This window comes from Streptomyces hesseae (assembly GCF_031845785.1).
Taxonomy (GTDB): Bacteria; Actinomycetota; Actinomycetes; order Streptomycetales; family Streptomycetaceae; genus Streptomyces; species Streptomyces hesseae.
The window spans coordinates 21274-37378 of the sequence record NZ_JAVRFI010000026.1 but is presented as its reverse complement, the minus strand read 5'-3'; the positions used below and the strand labels follow the sequence as shown (position 1 = coordinate 37378).

At 69.9% G+C, this 16105-nt stretch carries 13 protein-coding genes; 2 read left to right on the top strand and 11 right to left on the bottom strand.

Features of this window, described 5'->3' with window-relative positions; all coding sequences use genetic code 11:
- Window positions 1-146: 146 nt before the first annotated feature.
- Entirely contained in the window at window positions 147-764 is a 618-nt protein-coding gene (locus RM609_RS28720; protein WP_311614583.1) for a GNAT family N-acetyltransferase, read from the top strand.
- 69 nt (window positions 765-833) lie between these two features.
- Here the strand turns inward: RM609_RS28720 and trxA are convergent, their stop codons facing one another.
- The 7 genes from trxA to RM609_RS28685 form a co-directional block, all read right to left on the bottom strand.
- Window positions 834-1160, bottom strand: a complete 327-nt coding sequence (gene trxA, locus RM609_RS28715; protein WP_311614581.1) for a thioredoxin — start codon at window positions 1158-1160, stop codon at window positions 834-836.
- Window positions 1161-1205: 45 nt separating this feature from the next.
- A complete protein-coding gene (trxB, locus tag RM609_RS28710; protein ID WP_311614579.1) occupies window positions 1206-2180 on the bottom strand; it encodes a thioredoxin-disulfide reductase in 975 nt (324 codons plus the stop codon).
- 114 nt (window positions 2181-2294) lie between these two features.
- Complete coding sequence (locus tag RM609_RS28705) at window positions 2295-3296, bottom strand: RsmA family anti-sigma factor (RefSeq protein ID WP_311614578.1); 1002 nt, start codon at window positions 3294-3296, stop codon at window positions 2295-2297.
- Window positions 3293-3982 carry an RNA polymerase sigma factor SigM gene (sigM, locus tag RM609_RS28700; RefSeq protein ID WP_311614576.1) on the bottom strand — a complete coding sequence of 230 codons (690 nt, stop codon included), beginning with the start codon at window positions 3980-3982 and terminating at the stop codon, window positions 3293-3295. Before sigM ends, RM609_RS28705 begins: the two co-directional genes overlap by 4 nt.
- Window positions 3983-4019: 37 nt before the next feature.
- The gene (locus RM609_RS28695) at window positions 4020-5702 is read right to left on the bottom strand and encodes a protein kinase family protein (RefSeq protein WP_311614575.1); all 1683 of its coding nucleotides are present in this window, start codon (window positions 5700-5702) and stop codon (window positions 4020-4022) included.
- A 109-nt stretch (window positions 5703-5811) separates the two neighbouring features.
- Window positions 5812-7977: a murein biosynthesis integral membrane protein MurJ gene (gene murJ, locus RM609_RS28690; RefSeq protein ID WP_311614573.1), complete on the bottom strand. Its 2166-nt coding sequence runs from the start codon at window positions 7975-7977 to the stop codon at window positions 5812-5814.
- Window positions 7978-8022: 45 nt separating this feature from the next.
- Complete coding sequence (locus tag RM609_RS28685; RefSeq protein ID WP_311614571.1) at window positions 8023-10365, bottom strand: DUF6049 family protein; 2343 nt, start codon at window positions 10363-10365, stop codon at window positions 8023-8025.
- A 208-nt stretch (window positions 10366-10573) separates the two neighbouring features.
- Between RM609_RS28685 and RM609_RS28680 the strand changes: the two genes are divergently transcribed.
- Window positions 10574-12049, top strand: coding sequence for a CCA tRNA nucleotidyltransferase (locus RM609_RS28680; protein WP_311614569.1), 1476 nt, complete (start codon window positions 10574-10576; stop codon window positions 12047-12049).
- Between the two features lie 116 nt (window positions 12050-12165).
- Here the strand turns inward: RM609_RS28680 and RM609_RS28675 are convergent, their stop codons facing one another.
- The 4 genes from RM609_RS28675 to RM609_RS28660 form a co-directional block, all read right to left on the bottom strand.
- Window positions 12166-12708 (bottom strand): LppU/SCO3897 family protein, encoded by a 543-nt coding sequence (locus tag RM609_RS28675; protein ID WP_311614567.1) that lies wholly within the window; start codon window positions 12706-12708, stop codon window positions 12166-12168.
- 112 nt (window positions 12709-12820) lie between these two features.
- Window positions 12821-14089, bottom strand: a complete 1269-nt coding sequence (locus tag RM609_RS28670) for an MFS transporter (protein ID WP_311614565.1) — start codon at window positions 14087-14089, stop codon at window positions 12821-12823.
- A gap of 98 nt (window positions 14090-14187) precedes the next feature.
- The gene (locus RM609_RS28665; protein WP_311614564.1) at window positions 14188-15270 is read right to left on the bottom strand and encodes an inositol-3-phosphate synthase; all 1083 of its coding nucleotides are present in this window, start codon (window positions 15268-15270) and stop codon (window positions 14188-14190) included.
- A 49-nt stretch (window positions 15271-15319) separates the two neighbouring features.
- The gene (locus tag RM609_RS28660) at window positions 15320-15907 is read right to left on the bottom strand and encodes a PadR family transcriptional regulator (RefSeq protein ID WP_311614562.1); all 588 of its coding nucleotides are present in this window, start codon (window positions 15905-15907) and stop codon (window positions 15320-15322) included.
- Between the last annotated feature and the right edge of the window lie 198 nt (window positions 15908-16105).

The window sequence follows — 16105 nt, the reverse complement described above, 5'->3', positions numbered from 1 at the left end:
ATGCGAACGGTGAGCCGGACCGGACTGATGGCAGCGGGCTTGAGCCTGGGGGCGGTCGGCGGATTCGTCGGCAGTCTTCTCCGGGAGCGGAGCGTCCTGGCCACCGCCCGGAGCGTGGCACGCGACGGAAGTGAGGAACTGACTGCATGGGGCGTCGGCTCGTACCGCTCACTCTGGACAACCTCCCGGACCTGCCCAAGCGCTGCCGCGCCTGTGTCTTCTGGGAGCTGGATCCCGTCAGTGGTGAAGCCGCGCTGAGAGCCGGGCACCCGGAGCTGGAGAAGGAAGCCTGGATCTCCGCCGTGCTGCTGGAGTGGGGATCCTGCGGCCGGGTGGTCTATGTCGATGAGATCCCGGTGGGCTTTGTCCTCTACGCTCCCCCCGCCTATGTCCCCCGCTCGACCGCTTTCCCCACCAGCCCGGTCGCCGCGGATGCCGTTCAGCTGATGACGGCATGGCTGATGCCCGCCTATCAGGGGCAGGGGCTGGGCCGGGTCATGGTGCAGACCGTCGCCAAGGACGTTCTCCGAAGGGGATTCAAGGCGATCGAGGCCTTCGGTGACGCCCGGTGGAAGGAGCCGGCGTGTGTCCTGCCCGCCGACCATCTGCTGGCGGTCGGCTTCAAGACCGTACGCCCGCATCCCCGCTATCCCCGGCTGCGGCTGGAGCTTCGTTCGGCGCTCTCCTGGAAGGAGGACGTCGAGCTGGCTCTGGACCGGCTGCTCGGAGCGGTCCAGAAGGAGCCCGCCCTACGGCCGTTGTGAAGGCCTGATGAGAGACAAAAAACAGCGCGCGGTTTCACGTGAAACCGCGCGCTGTTTTTTGTACTTCGCTTACACGTGGATGAAGTCCGTGAGCTCGCGCTCCAGGGCGGCCTTCGGCTTGGCGCCGACGATGGTCTGGACGACCTCGCCGCCCTTGTAGACATTGAGTGTCGGGATCGACATCACGCCGTACTTGGCGGCCGTGCTCGGGTTCTCGTCGATGTTCAGCTTGACGATCTCGATCTTCTCGCCGTGCTCGGCGGCGATCGCCTCCAGGGCCGGGGCGATCTGGCGGCAGGGGCCGCACCACTCAGCCCAGAAGTCCACCAGGACGGGCTTGTCGCTGTTGATGACGTCCTCGTCGAAGGAAGCGTCGGTGACGGCCTTGAGAGCCATTGAGATGTCTCCTTGAGTCTTCTATGCGTGGGGGGGAGATGAAGGTCAGACGGCGGCGGACTGCTCGGGCTCGCGGACGTTCTCGCCATCGGCGAGCGCGGCCAGGTAGCGCTCGGCGTCGAGGGCGGCGGAGCAGCCCGTACCGGCAGCGGTGATCGCCTGGCGGTAGGTGTGGTCGACGACGTCGCCGGCGCCGAAGACACCGGTGGCGTTGGTGCGGGTGGAGGGGGCGGCGACCTTGAGGTAGCCCTCGTCGTCCAGCTCCAGCTGGCCCTTGAACAGCTCGGTGCGCGGGTCGTGACCGATGGCGATGAACAGACCGGTCACCGGCAGCTCGGAGGTCTCACCGGTCTGGACGTTGCGCAGGGTGAGGCCGGAGAGCTTGTTGTCGCCGTGGATCTCGGCGACCTCGCTGTCCCAGACGAAGGAGATCTTCGGGTCGGCGAAGGCCCGCTCCTGCATCGCCTTGCTGGCGCGCAGGGCGCCACGGCGGTGGACCACGGTGACGGACTTGGCGAAGCGCGAGAGGAAGGTGGCCTCCTCCATCGCGGTGTCGCCGCCGCCGATCACGGCGATGTCCTGGTCCTTGAAGAAGAAGCCGTCACAGGTGGCACACCAGGAGACACCCCGGCCGGAGAGCTCGTCCTCGCGCGGCAGACCGAGCTTGCGGTGCTGGGAGCCGGTGGTGACGATCACGGCCTTGGCGCGGTGGACGGTACCGGCGGAGTCCGTGACGGTCTTGATCTCGTCACTGAGGTCGACGGCCACGACGTCGTCCGGGATGAGCTCGGCGCCGAAGCGCTCGGCCTGGGCCCGCATGTTGTCCATCAGATCGGGGCCCATGATCCCCTCGCGGAAGCCGGGGAAGTTCTCCACGTCGGTGGTGTTCATCAGCGCACCACCGGCGGTAACCGCGCCCTCGAAGACCAGCGGCTTCAGAGAGGCACGGGCGGTGTAGAGCGCGGCCGTATAGCCCGCGGGCCCGGAGCCAATGATGATCACGTTGCGGACGTCGCTCACGGGTGTCTTCCTTGTCTGCCGACAGCTGTCTGGAACCTTGCTGGGTCTCACCCCACCCAACGGATCCTACGGGGCGAGCATTCCCGGCAGGTACGACAGCGCGGGCGCGGCGGCTCAGCCACGCGGCAGGGTCTGGTTGATCAACACCTTCCCGGGGGCGGGGGACGTGGCCGAGCCACAGGCGGCGGAGACCAGATACGCGTCTACAAGGGTGGTGTCGCCGGGATGCGGCAGGACGATCAGATAGGCGTCCTCGCCGTCGAAGATGTCCTGGCGGGTGGCCAGCGCCGGCTCCGGGCGTCCGATGCCCTCCCTTACACACGCGGGGGCGGTGACGCCCGAGTCGCTCAGCGTCTTCTCGGGAGCCGTCCGCGGGGTCATGCCCTGGACCTCGGGGCCCTTCGCGGACTTCAGAAGGGCCTGGACCCGTGCCGTGAGATCCCCGGTCGACCGGTCCGACGGGGAGACCCTGTCCGTCCGGGGACCGTCCGCATGGGTGTCACCACCCCCACCGGACTGGAGGAGGAAGCTGCCCACCCCGATGACAGCGGCGGCACAGGCGGTGCCGAGCAGTGCCCTGGGCCAGCGCCGGGCGCGCCGGGTGCGCGGGCCGGACGCGGGGTCGCGTCGCTTGGGGCCCGTCGTGGCGTGGGGGCGGCCCGCCGGGCGGTCGGCGACGTCGCGCTTGGTGGTGTCGAGCCTGGCGGTGCCATGAACAGGTGCGGCATCGGGTGCGCCGTCGGTTTCACGTGAAACAGCGGCGTCGGCGAGTGCCGGGGATTCCGTAGAGGGTTCTTCGGTCCCCGTTTCACGTGAAACACCGCCGCCCTGGGAGATGACGACGTCGGCCTCGGGGGCGGTGGCGCTCAGCAGGGCCTCGGCCGCGAGCGCGGCGTCGATGCGCTCGGCGACGTCCACCGGCATGCGCGTGGGGCCCGGCAGGGTGCCGAGCAGCCCCCGGATCTCGTCCAGGGAGCTCCGTACGTCCTCGCACAGCGCGCAGTCCGCGAGATGCTCCCGGATGTCCGTCGTCCGTGCGGGAGAGAGCACACCTTCGGTGAGTGCGGAGATCTCCGCGACCTCCGGGTGCCCATCCGTGCCGGTCCTCGAAGTCACGCTCGCCCACCTCCGCCCTTCACTGGATCTGTGTCGCTGTGCCCCGCCGGTGGTGGGACGGACGTCCCCTGCGACCGGTTCCTTTCCCGGTCGAGGGTGGGGCTACCCCTGCCATCCGGGCGCAGATGGGTGAGCATCGGCAGCAGCCGTGCCCGTCCCCGGGCGCATCTGCTCTTCACCGTGCCGACGGGAACGTCCAGGACCCTGGCCGCCTCGGCGACCGGATAGCCCTGCATATCGACGAGGACCAGGGCGGCCCGCTGGTCCGGGGGCAGTTTGGCCAGGGCCCGGATCAGCTCGCGGTGGAGGTCCCCGCGCTCGGCCGGCGCGGCGGCGGACTCATGGGGTTCGAGGAGTTGCTCCAGGCGCTCGGTCTCCGCGAGCGGGTCGGTGCGCCGTGAGGCGGCCTTGCGGGCCCGGTCCAGACAGGCGTTCACGGTGATGCGGTGGAGCCATGTGGTGACGGCCGACTGGCCACGGAAGGTGTGAGCCGCCCGGTAGGCGGAGACCAGCGCGTCCTGTACGGCGTCCGCGGCCTCTTCCCTGTCGCCGAGCGTCCGGAGCGCCACCGCCCAGAGCCGGTCGCGGTGGCGCCGCACTATCTCGCCGAAGGCGTCGGGGTCGCCGTCGATGTGCAGGGCGAGCAGCTCGGCGTCGCTCGCGCCGCTACATGTGACGTCGTCCACCGTCGAGCCCTCCCCCTTGAGCGGTTCGATCCCGCTGTCAGCCGGTGAACTTCACCTCGTTGATGGCCTGCTTGTAGCCGGCGTTGCTGAAGGTCTTGCTGTCGTATCCCGAGTAGGGCACGGCTGTGATCCACAGCAGGACGTAACGGGTCTCCGGGGCCTCCTTGAAGGAGACATGGGCCGTCGTCCCGGAGGTCTTCGTCGTCGAGAGTTTCTTCATCGAGCTCAGCGCGCCCGACGGTGACAGCGAGTCGGCCGCGTAGAAGGACATGCTGGTGTGGTCGCCCTCGTAGCGCAGCTGGACGGAGACGCTGCTGAGCTTCTGGCTCGACCCGAGGTCGTAGACGATGCCGATGCCGGACTTGAAGGGGGCGAGCGCCGGGCCGTCCTTGAAGGAACGGGAACGCCAGAGGGTGCCCTCGTTGTCGTCGTAGGTGTTCCTTACGTCGCCCGCCTGGGGGCTGCCGTCCGGGGCGTACTCCCTGGCGTCCACGACGCGGATCGGCTGGGGCGTCTTCTTGGGAAGGTCGTCCCCCGAGGACTGGGAGCGCGGCGTGTCCGACTCCCCGTCCTTGAGGAGCGTGTCCGCGAGCTGCCAGCTGCCGAGGCCCAGCGCGGCGATGAGCAGGGCCGAGACCGTCCACTTCAGGGCGCGGCCCGTGCGTCCCTCGAGCGGTGCCGGCGGAGGCACGGGCACGGGCTGGACCGGGCCGCCGGGGCGCGCCGAAGGGTGCGGGCGGGAGTAGGCCGCCGGCGTGGGGTACGCCGGCTCCGGGGGCCGGATGCGCGGCATCGCCGCGACGGCCTTGGCCAGTTCCTCCGGGGTGGTGCAGGGCTGCTCCTGCCGGGAGGCGGTGGCCCCGTCGTTGACGAGCGCGCGCATGGCCAGCTCGGAGAGGCCGCGGTGGACCCCGGCCCGGACCTGGTCGGGGGCGATCAGGCCGACGCCCTTGGGCAGCCCGGAGAGGCCGTGGGCGTTGGACTCATAGGGCCAGCGCTGGGTGAGGGCCGCGTACAGCAGGGCGCCGATGGCCTCGGTGTCCGTGCGCTGGGGGTGTTCGGAGGTGATGCCCCGCAGCGCCGCCATGACGGCGAGCCCGCGGATGCGGTACTGGCCGGTCTCGGTGCGCAGCACGGAGCCGGGGTTGAGGCGCAGATGGGCCAGGCCCTCGCGGTGGGCGGCGGCCATGGCCTGGGAGACCTGGCTGACGAGCTGGTACGCCTCGTGCGGCTCGAGCGGGCCGGAGGAGAGGACGGGCGTCAGCTCGGTCGCGTCGGGCAGCCACTCGTGGACCACATAGACCAGGTCGTTCTCCTCGACGGCGTCGAGGACCTGGACGAAGCGAGGGTCGCCGAGGAGCGCCGCGGAGCGGGCGGCGGCCAGGACGGGGCGGGCGCGGGGATGGTCGGCGGGCAGGAGGTGGACGCCCACCGCGCGGCGCAGCTTCTCGTCGACGGCACGCCAGCTGCTGAATCCCTCCAGACGGGTGACGCACTCCTCCAGGCGGTACCTTCTGGCGAGCTTATGGCCGCTGTGCAGCTCGGGCGGTTGCGCGTCGCGCGCGGGGCTTTCGCTCTCCGCGCGCTGGGTGTCCTTGTGGGTGCCGACCTTCTTCGCGGTCTTCGCCCCGTCGGTCGTGGCCTGGTCCGCCTGGGCGGTCAGCGGCTGGTCGCCGTTGTTGTCAGCCACGTCGACGGCAGCCGTGCTCCGTTCCGCCACCGTCGCTCCTGCCTCCCCATCCGTTGGACGCTGTCCACAGCCAAGACAATTGTGCCCACAGTCCGGCGCTATGCACGACACGCGGCGGCGGGCGATGGTTGTGCTCCGGTCAGCGACCGAGCCGGCCGCGAACCATACCGACCATGGCGGTCAGTTCCTCGATGCGCATCCGCTTCGCCGCGATGTAGAACACCGCGATCAGTACCAGTCCGCCACCGACCAGGGAGCCGAGCGAACCGGGAACACCGTTGCCCAGAACCTGACCGATTCCGAATGAGGCGGCGCCACCGATCAGGGCCGCCGGGACACAGGCGCCGATCAGCCGGGCGTAGGTGCGGATGACGTGCGAGCCGTCGAGATCGCCGCCGAGCCGGGTGCGCAGGCGGCGCCAGGCGACCCCGACGCCGACGGCGTAGCCCAGGCCGTAGGAGGCGGCCATACCGGCGACGGCCCAGCGGGACGGCAGGAGCAGGAAGCTCAGACCGGAGGCCGCGGCGTTCACGACGGCGACGATCACGGTGTTGTAGAAGGGGGTCCGGGTGTCCTCGTAGGCGTAGAAGCCGCGGAGGATGACGTACTGCGCGGAGTACGGGATGAGTCCGAGGCCGAAGGCCATGAGGATGTAGCCGATGTTGGTGGCGGCGGCAGCAGCGCTGCTGCCGCCACTGCCGAACATCAGGGTCGCCATGGGGACGCCCAGCGCCAGGAAGGCGAAGGCGCACGGCACGATCGCGACGGCGGACGTCCGCAGCCCGTGGGAGAGGTCGTCGCGGACCGCCGAGACGTCCCCGTCGTGGGCGGCGCGGGAGATCCGGGGCAGCACGGCGGTCATCACCGAGACGGTGATGATGGCCTGCGGCATCTGCCAGAGCTGGAGGGCGTAGTTGTAGGCGGTGATACCGGTGCCCTCGTGGCCGGCCTTGGTGGCCAGGCTGCCCGCACGGGTCGCGAGCTGGGTGACGACGACCAGGCCGAGCTGGTTGGCCAGCACGAAGAAGAACGTCCACTTCGCGAGCCCCGCGGCCTTGCCGAGACCCTGCCCGCGCCAGTCGAACCGGGGCCGGACCCGGAAGCCCGCGTCGCGGAGGTAGGGCAGCATGGCCAGCGCCTGGACGACGAGGCCCAGCAGGGTGCCGACGCCGAGCAGACGGACGCCTTCGGGCGTGATGGTGGAGGAGGTCACGCCGCTCTGGGTGAACGGACCGAAGGCCCAGATGAAGGAGCCGAAGGTCGCGATGATGATGATGTTGTTGAGGACCGGGGTCCACATCATCGCCCCGAAGCGGCCCCGCGCGTTGAGGATCTGGCCCAGGACGACGTGCACGCCCATGAAGAACATGGTCGGCAGGCAGTAGCGGGCGAACGCGACCGCCACGTCCATCCGGTCCGGGTCGGACGCGATGTCCGGGGACATCATCTGGATGAAGAGCGGGGCGCCCAGCACACAGACCGTGGTGACACCGGCCATCAGGACGACGACGAGGGTCAGCAGCCGGTTGGCGTAGGCCTCACCGCCGTCCTCGTCGTTCTTCATCGCGCGCACCAGCTGCGGGATGAAGACGGCGTTGAGAGCGCCGCCGCCGACCAGGATGTAGATCATCGTCGGCAGCGTATTGGCGACCTGGTAGCCGTCGCTGAGGGTGCTGACGCCGATGGCGGCCGCCATGACGAGGTTCCTGGCGAAGCCCAGGAGGCGGGAGACGAGCGTGCCCGCGGCCATCAGCGCGCTGGACTTGAGCAGCCCGGACGCCTTGCCGCCGCCCTTGGCCGCCGGCTCGGCCGCGGCCGGCTCGGGCTCCGCCGCCGGCGGGACCGGAGGCTGCGGGGGCGGCACGGGGGAGCCGTACTGGCCGGGGGCCGGGATTGGCCGGCCGTCCGGGCGCGGGGGCTCGTACGGCTGCTGCTGATCGCGGTAGAGGTGCGCGAAGGCGTCCCGCTGCGGCTGCTCGCCGAAGCCGCCCACGCCGATGACCTGGGTCGCGTCCTGGTCCTCGTACGGGCCGGCCGGCGCCGGGGGCTGCTGCGCCTGGGCCGGGGCCCAGGCCTGGGTGTCCGGGCCGCGCGGCGGCACCGGAGGCTGCTGGTAGCCGCCGGGCTGCGGCGCGGCGTACGGGTCCGACGCGTAGGCGTCCCGGAGGTACGGGTCCCGGGCGTACGGGCCCTGATGCGGCTGGTCCGCGGCGCCAGGGGCCGGGGCAGGCGGGGGCGGCGGGTACTGACCCCGCTGCTCGCCCCCGGTGCCCTGACCGCGGTCACCGTCGTACGGCGCGCTCATCGCTACCCCACCTCATCGTCCGCGGCCTGCCGGCCCCATAAAACGTCAACGTTCCACTTTCTCACCTGAGCCGGACGGGTCACCGTTCCGCGCTCCGGTTTCGGCTGCCGGATCACCCGGCTGCTCCGGCTTGTCGTCACCGGGCCCACCACTGTCGCCCGGGTCTCCGCCGTCCGCCCCGTCGGGCCCGCCACCCGCTGCCTTACGGGCGGCGGCCCGCTTGCGCTGGAGGTAGATACGCAGTCCCGCGAGGACCAGGAGAAGGACCCCACCGGCGATGACGAGCAGAACCATAGGGGTGATGGAGGTGACATGCACAGTGAAGAAGATCGGCTCACCGTACGGCTGGCCGTCCTCGGCGTAGAGCCGGGCCGTCACCTTCACCGGGCCGTTGGCGTTGGCACGCGTCTCGAACTTCACGGACTGCTGGCGCCCGCCCCCGACCTCCACCGGCTGCGGCGCGTCGATCTTGAGGCGGTTGGGCTGGCTGGAGGTGAGGACGAGCTTGAGCCCCCGCACCCCCTGGAGCAGGCCGTTCTGGACGGTCACCGGGATGGTCGCGCTGCGGCCGGAGAGGGTGGCGTCGGACTTCGCGATCAGGTGGACCTGCCGGACGAGCTGGTCCAGATACGACTGCACCGCGTCCCGGAACGCCTCCGCGCCCTTGGGGTCGCCCCGCCACGAGGTGGACATCTCCCGCATGATCGCGCTGCCGAACGGGGTGACCACCCGGTCCGGGGAGGTCAGGATGACCTTGAAGCTGTCCAGGGAGCTCTGGGTCCGCTGGATCTCCTCGAACGCCTCGGTGGGCAGCTCCTGCGAGCGCAGCGAGTCCGGATACGAGCCCGCGCCGGGGATGTGCTGGTTGGCCGCCGGGTCGGGCTGGGCCTTCGCCGCGTCGCCGAGGTCGGCCGACTGGGTCCAGCGGCCGTCCGTCAGGCCCTTGAGCGCCGAAGCCATCGCCTGGGCCTGGCTCGTCGTGGGCATGCGCTGCGGCGCGACCACGATGCTGCGCTCGTTCTCGGGAGCCTGCTTGTTCACCATGAGGCTCTGGGCGAGGAAGCGCTGGACGGCCAGCGAGGAGTCATTGGCCTTGATCATCTCGCCGTCGAAGACGGTGGAGAGCCGGGCGTCCGCCACGATCGCCGTGTTGCCGCCGCCGATCTGCCGGGCCGCGGTGGGCGCGTACGAGGAGCCACCGGGCTCCCGGACGCTGTCGCTGCGGGCGATCACATTGTGGGCGCCGGCCGAGGTGGCCACGTCCACGATGGAGGAGTCGACGGCGCCTTCGACGGGCCAGGCGAAGTCCGTGCGCGGCTTCACCCCCAGGATCGTCTCCACGGTCGTCGAGGCGAGCTCCGTGGCCGACTGGAGGTGGCTGAGCGCCCCGGGGACGTCCTTCCCCCGGTGGGCGAGCGAGGCGATGTCCGGGTCGCCGAACGGCAGCGCCACCACCTGGTGGTCCGCGACGGCCTGCTGGAGCTGGTTGAGCCACTGCTTGGCCACCGTCTGGCCCCGGCCGGGAGCGGGGTTCTGGTCGTCCGGCCCGCCGATCCGGTAGCTCTTCGTCATCGCCTCGACCGTGGCGAGCAGATCCGGGTCGATCACCCAGGTGACCGGCAGATTCTTGCCCAGCGCCACGAGCTGCTGGAGCCGGCCCCCCGGCGCCAGCTCGGCGGCCAGGTCGTCATTGGGGAAGACCGGCGTCTGCTGCTGGTCGGAGACCGTACGGGCGGTGAGGCGGGTCGCGGAGACCAGCGGCCACAGGAAGGTCAGCCGGGTCTTCTTGCCGTCGGTCGTCGAGGGCTGCCAGGGCAGCAGCGTGCGCTGGATGCCCAGGACCTGCTCGGACTGCCCGCCGGACTGTCCGGAGAGGGTGACACCGAGCTGGTAGACGCCGTCCTTGCCGAGCTCCAGGTCCTTCACCGGAACGGTCAGGGTGAAGTCACGGCCGACGCCGGGCGGCAGGCTGTCGATCTTCTGGGCGTGGTTGCCGCCCACCTCCGGGCCGTCGGAGCCCGCCGAGAAGGGCGCCCGGCCGCCGATGTCGTCGATGTCGCTGCGCGTGGTGATCTGCGGGCCCACCCGGAGCGCCACATGGCCACCGGTGATCGTCGACCTCGTGTTGTTGGTGACCCGGCCCGAGACGGTGAGCGTGTCGTCCTGCTTGGGGGCGACGGGCGTCACGGTGTCGAGGGAGACATCGACGGACCGGGAGCTCGCCGAGCTCGCGGACTCGGCACGTGCCGCCGGGGCCTGCGGCAGCTGCCCCAGCCCCACGACCAGCAGCACCCCGGCCAGCAGCAGAGCGGTGCGCCGGAACCACCGGCAGGCAGGAGCGGGCGTTGTCCCCTCGAAGGCCCCTTGGACCTCTGCCGCCTCGGCCACGCGCTGCCCGTCCCTCGTCATCGTCGGTGGTCGTCGGATGGTGCGTCCACGAATGGTAACGAGGCCCGCTGTGACGAAGTGCTGCGGACCGGACTACAAGATCGCCGCGGGGCCCGTTGTCCAGGCTGCGCCTGCTTTGTGAGTGGTGTCATAGTGCGTCCGACAACCGGGAGGCTTCGGCGCGCCCGGACACGTACCCTCTTCTGTTGTGCCGAACGCCAACAATGACAGCCACACCCCGCCGTCGACGACCGAGCTCAGCCAGGCGCAGCGCCGTGCCGTGAGCGAGCTCCTGCGGGTCTCCCCCGTAGCCGACGATCTCGCCCGCCGCTTCAAGGAGGCCGGCTTTACGCTCGCCCTGGTCGGCGGGTCGGTACGGGACGCTCTGCTCGGCCGTCTCGGCAACGACCTGGACTTCACCACCGACGCCCGTCCCCAGGACGTGCTGAAGATCGTGCGGCCGTGGGCGGACGCGGTCTGGGAGGTCGGCATCGCCTTCGGCACCGTGGGCTGCCGTAAGTCGGACTTCGACATCGAGGTCACCACATACCGGTCGGAAGCGTATGACCGGACCTCCCGGAAGCCCGAGGTCTCCTACGGCGACTCCATCGAGGAGGACCTGGTCCGCCGCGACTTCACCGTCAACGCCATGGCCGTGGTGCTGCCGGAGAAGGAGTTCATCGACCCGCACAACGGCCTGGAAGACCTGGCCGCGCGGGTCCTGCGCACCCCCGGGACGCCCGAGGAGTCCTTCTCCGACGACCCGCTGCGCATGATGCGGGCCGCCCGCTTCGCCGCCCAGCTGGACTTCGAGGTGGCGCCCGAGGTGGTGGCGGCCATGACCGGGATGGCGGACCGCCTGGAGATCGTCTCGGCCGAGCGGGTCCGGGACGAGCTGAACAAGCTGATCCTTTCCAGCCACCCCCGCAAGGGCCTCACCCTGCTCACGGAGACCGGGCTCGCCGCCCTGGTCCTCCCCGAGCTCCCGGCGCTGCGCCTGGAGCGCGATGAGCACCACCGCCACAAGGACGTCTACGACCACACGCTCATCGTCCTGGAGCAGGCCATGGCCCTGGAGGCCCCCCGTGACCAGCCGGGCGGCGGCCCCGACCTGGTCCTGCGCCTGGCGGCGCTGCTCCACGACATCGGCAAGCCGAAGACGCGTCGCTTCGAGAAGGACGGCCGGGTCTCCTTCCACCACCACGAGATGGTGGGCGCGAAGATGACCAAGGCCCGGATGACCAAGCTCAAGTACTCCAACGACCTGGTCAAGGATGTCTCGAAGCTGGTCGAGCTCCACCTGCGCTTCCACGGCTATGGCACCGGGGAGTGGACCGACTCCGCCGTCCGCCGCTATGTCCGTGACGCCGGGCCGCTGCTGGACCGGCTCCACAAGCTGACGCGGTCCGACTGCACCACCCGCAACAAGCGCAAGGCCAACGCCCTCTCGCGCGCCTACGACGGGCTCGAGGAGCGCATCGCCCGGCTCCAGGAGCAGGAGGAGCTGGACTCGATCCGGCCCGACCTCGACGGCAACGAGATCATGGAGATCCTGGGCGTCGGCCCCGGCCCGCAGATCGGCAAGGCCTACAAGCACATGCTGGAGATGCGTCTGGAGCACGGCCCCATGGAGCGGGAGGCCGCCGTGGCCGCGCTCAAGGAGTGGTGGGCCGAGCAGGGCTGATGCCGCGCAGTGGTGTTTCACGTGAAACACCACCGGGGTGTGGACAAGTGAAGAAGGCCAGGGCCGGTGTTTCACGTGAAACACCGGCCCTGGCCTTATCCGGGCCGAGCCGCCCGCTACTTCTTGACGTCGCCCAGGCAGAGCGTGAACTTGTTGGAACGCTCCTCCCAGGTGAGCGCGGCCGTGGTGCCCTCGACGTTGTTGCAGGCGAGGGTGTACAGCGTGGAGCCGTCGACCTTCTTGAGCACCTTGTGGCTCGCCTTGCTGTCGGTGCAGTCGACCTTCTTGATGTCCGGCTTGGAGTCCGTGCCCTTGTTCTGGAGGCAGTCGCCGACCGCCAGCACGGTGGTGTCGTCGTCCGTGAGCATGTGCTTGCCGATGTAGATGCCCGTGCTGACCAGGACGCAGAGAACGATCGTGCCGATCTTCTTGCCGATCTTCTTGCCCCTGGACGGGGCCGGCGGCGGCATCGTCGCGCCACCCCAGCCACCCGGCTGCTGCCCGTACGGCGGCGGAGCCGGCTGGCCGGGCTGCTGGGCGTACGGGCCCGGCTGGCCGTACGGGCCGGGCTGCTGGCCGTAGGGCGGGGGCGGCTGCTGGCCGTAGGGGGCACCGCCCTGCGGGCCGTACGGGTTCTGGTTGGGCGGCGGAGTGGTCACGGGGATGCCTTCACGGGACGGTGGTTTTCGGTCGGCTGACGCCGCCCGTAAGTTATCCCGTGTCCATGACATTTCCGCAGTTCAGTGGGATGCTGTGGCCTTGATGTAATAGTCAGCTGCGTCGAAATCCAGCCATAGCGGAAGCAATTGCCGCGTAGATCAGAGCCACTCCGATCACCAGGGCGGGCGACCGTCCGTCCGGCGGCAGCATCAGTGCGGCCACCCCCGCCGCGCCCACGAAGGCGACGTTGAACAGGACGTCGTAGAGGGAGAAGACCCTCCCCCGGAAGGCGTCGTCGACCGACGCCTGGACCACCGTGTCCGTGACGATCTTGGCGCTCTGGGTGGCGAGCCCCAGGACGAAGGCGGCGATCAGCATGGGGACGGGCTCGAAGGGCAGGCCGAGCGCGGGTTCCAGGACCGCCGCGGCCGCGGCGCAGGCCATCAGCCAGCCCAGCCGCCCCAGCCGGCCGACCGCCCAAGGGGTGATGGCGGCCGCGGCGAAGAAGCCGGCCCCCGAGGCGACCACGGCATAGCCGAGCAGGATCAGACCGCCGGGGCCGCCGCCGGACCAGGCGTACCGGCAGAGCATCAGCAGCATCACCGTCAGCGCGCCGTAGCAGAAGCGCATCAGCGCCATCGCCGCCAGGGCGCGGGCGGCGACGCGTCGTTCGTTGAGATGACGCAGCCCGTCCAGCAGGCCCCGGACGGTGACGGCCAGTGCTGTGCGCAGCCCGGTCCGGGGCGCCGAGGCGTCCGGGCCCAGCAGGCCGATGGGCATGCGCAGCGAGCAGAGCGCGGCGCAGAAGTAGAGGGCGGCGCCGAGGAGGACGACGTACGCGTCGTCGGCGGCGCCCTCCGGAGGGGCGAGGCGGACGGCGAAGGCGAGGCCGCCGCCGATGGTCGCCGCGAGCGTGCCGGCGGTCGGGGAGAGGGCGTTGGCCATGATCAGGCGCTCGGGGGAGTCGACGACGCGCGGCAGGGCGGCCGAGAGGCCGGCGAGGACGAAGCGGTTGACGGCGGTGACCGAGAGCGCGGAGGCGTAGAAGAGCCGGTCGGGCACTCCGCCGACGATGAGCAGGGCGGTCACCGTGGCCAGCGCGGCACGGAGCAGATTGCCGTGGAGCAGCACCTGCCGGCGGCTCCAGCGGTCGAGCAGGACTCCGGCGAAGGGGCCCAGCAGTGAATAGGGCAGGAGGAGCACGGCCATGGCCGAGGCGATGGCCGCGGGGGAGGCCTGTTTCTCGGGGGAGAAGACGACGTACGCGGCGAGCGCGACCTGATAGACGCCGTCGGCCGCCTGGGAGAGCAGCCGCACTGCCAGCAGCCGGCGGAAATCGCCCAGCTGGAGCAGGACGCGAAGATCACGCACAACGGGCATGGTCCACAGACTCACACAACGCACAGGTCCCCGGGTGGATTACCCGGGGACCTGTGGTCGAGCGGAGCGGGCCCGTGGCCGGTGCCCGGTCGGCGCCTTTAGCGCTCGACCTCGCCCTTGATGAACTTCTCGACGTTCTCACGGGCCTCGTCGTCGAAGTACTGCACGGGCGGCGACTTCATGAAGTACGAGGAGGCGGAGAGGATCGGGCCGCCGATGCCCCGGTCCATGGCGATCTTCGCGGCGCGCAGGGCGTCGATGATGACACCGGCGGAGTTCGGGGAGTCCCAGACCTCTAGCTTGTACTCCAGGTTCAGCGGGACGTCACCGAAGGCGCGGCCCTCGAGGCGGACATAGGCCCACTTGCGGTCGTCCAGCCAGGCCACGTAGTCCGAGGGACCGATGTGGACGTTCTTCTCGCCCAGGTCGCGGTCGGGGATCTGGGAGGTGACGGCCTGCGTCTTGGAGATCTTCTTGGACTCCAGGCGCTCGCGCTCGAGCATGTTCTTGAAGTCCATGTTGCCGCCGACGTTCAGCTGCATCGTGCGGTCGAGAACGACGCCGCGGTCCTCGAACAGCTTGGCCATCACGCGGTGGGTGATGGTGGCGCCGACCTGGGACTTGATGTCGTCACCGACGATCGGGACGCCCGCCTCGGTGAACTTGTCCGCCCACTCCTTGGTGCCGGCGATGAAGACCGGGAGGGCGTTGACGAAGCCGACCTTGGCGTCGATGGCGCACTGCGCGTAGAACTTGGCGGCGTCCTCGGAGCCGACCGGCAGGTAGCAGACCAGGACGTCGACCTGCTTGTCCTTGAGGACCTGGACGACGTCGACGGGGGCCTCGGCGGACTCCTCGATGGTCTGGCGGTAGTACTTGCCCAGACCGTCGAGGGTGTGGCCGCGCTGGACGGTGACGCCGGTCTGCGGCACGTCGCAGATCTTGATCGTGTTGTTCTCGCTGGCGCCGATCGCGTCGGCGAGGTCCAGCCCGACCTTCTTCGCATCGACGTCGAAAGCGGCCACGAACTCGACATCACGCACGTGGTAGTCGCCGAACTGCACGTGCATCAGACCCGGCACGCGACCGTTCGGGTCGGCGTCCTTGTAGTACTCGACGCCCTGCACCAGCGAGGCGGAGCAGTTGCCCACACCGACGATCGCTACGCGAACCGAACCCATTCCGGTTGCTCCCTGTTTGTACTCGACGTAGCCCTGCGGGGTGCAGGGCTCACTGATCCGGGCCGGGGCGTTTGTCACGCCCGGCCCGCTCGCTCTCGATCAGCTCGTTCAGCCAGCGAACTTCGCGCTCCACGGATTCCATGCCGTGGCGCTGCAACTCGAGGGTGTAGTCGTCCAGCCGTTCCCGGGTACGGGCCAGAGAGGCGCGCATCTTCTCGAGGCGCTCCTCCAGCCGGCTGCGGCGGCCTTCCAGCACCCGCATCCGTACATCCCGTGAGGTCTGCCCGAAGAACGCGAAGCGGGCGGCGAAGTGCTCGTCCTCCCACGCATCCGGGCCGGTGTGGGCGAGGAGCTCCTCGAAGTGCTCCTTGCCCTCCGCCGTGAGGCGGTAGACGATCTTCGCCCGTCGTCCGGCCAGTGACGCCGCAAGGGCGTCCTCCGGGGAGCTTCCGGGTTCCTCGATCAGCCAGCCGTTCGCCACGAGGGACTTCAGGCAGGGATACAGGGAGCCGTAGCTGAACGCGCGGAACACCCCGAGCGAGGTGTTCAGCCTCTTGCGCAGCTCGTAGCCGTGCATCGGGGCTTCGCGGAGCAGGCCGAGGACGGCGAACTCGAGGATGCCGGAGCGTCTGCTCATATGTCGCCTCCTTGTCGCCCACAGCCTAGTTCCTTGTGATCCCTAAATCCTTATTGGTCCCTTATGGCGAGCTGATGTATCGACTCGATACATCCAGACGATAGAACGGGCGATCATTAACGACAAGAGGAAGCACGGTGAACGAGGTCACATCACTGATTCGTGGGACACAAGCGGCCTGATTTGGAGTGAACATCC

Excerpts from the sequence above, each read along its gene's own strand:
- RM609_RS28720 (WP_311614583.1), top strand. The coding sequence starts at position 147 with ATGGGGCGTCGGCTCGTACCGCTCACTCTGGACAACCTCCCGGACCTG.
- trxA (WP_311614581.1), bottom strand. The coding sequence starts at position 1,160 with ATGGCTCTCAAGGCCGTCACCGACGCTTCCTTCGACGAGGACGTCATC.
- murJ (WP_311614573.1), bottom strand. The coding sequence starts at position 7,977 with ATGAGCGCGCCGTACGACGGTGACCGCGGTCAGGGCACCGGGGGCGAG.
- RM609_RS28670 (WP_311614565.1), bottom strand. The coding sequence starts at position 14,089 with ATGCCCGTTGTGCGTGATCTTCGCGTCCTGCTCCAGCTGGGCGATTTC.
- RM609_RS28665 (WP_311614564.1), bottom strand. The coding sequence starts at position 15,270 with ATGGGTTCGGTTCGCGTAGCGATCGTCGGTGTGGGCAACTGCTCCGCC.
- RM609_RS28660 (WP_311614562.1), bottom strand. The coding sequence starts at position 15,907 with ATGAGCAGACGCTCCGGCATCCTCGAGTTCGCCGTCCTCGGCCTGCTC.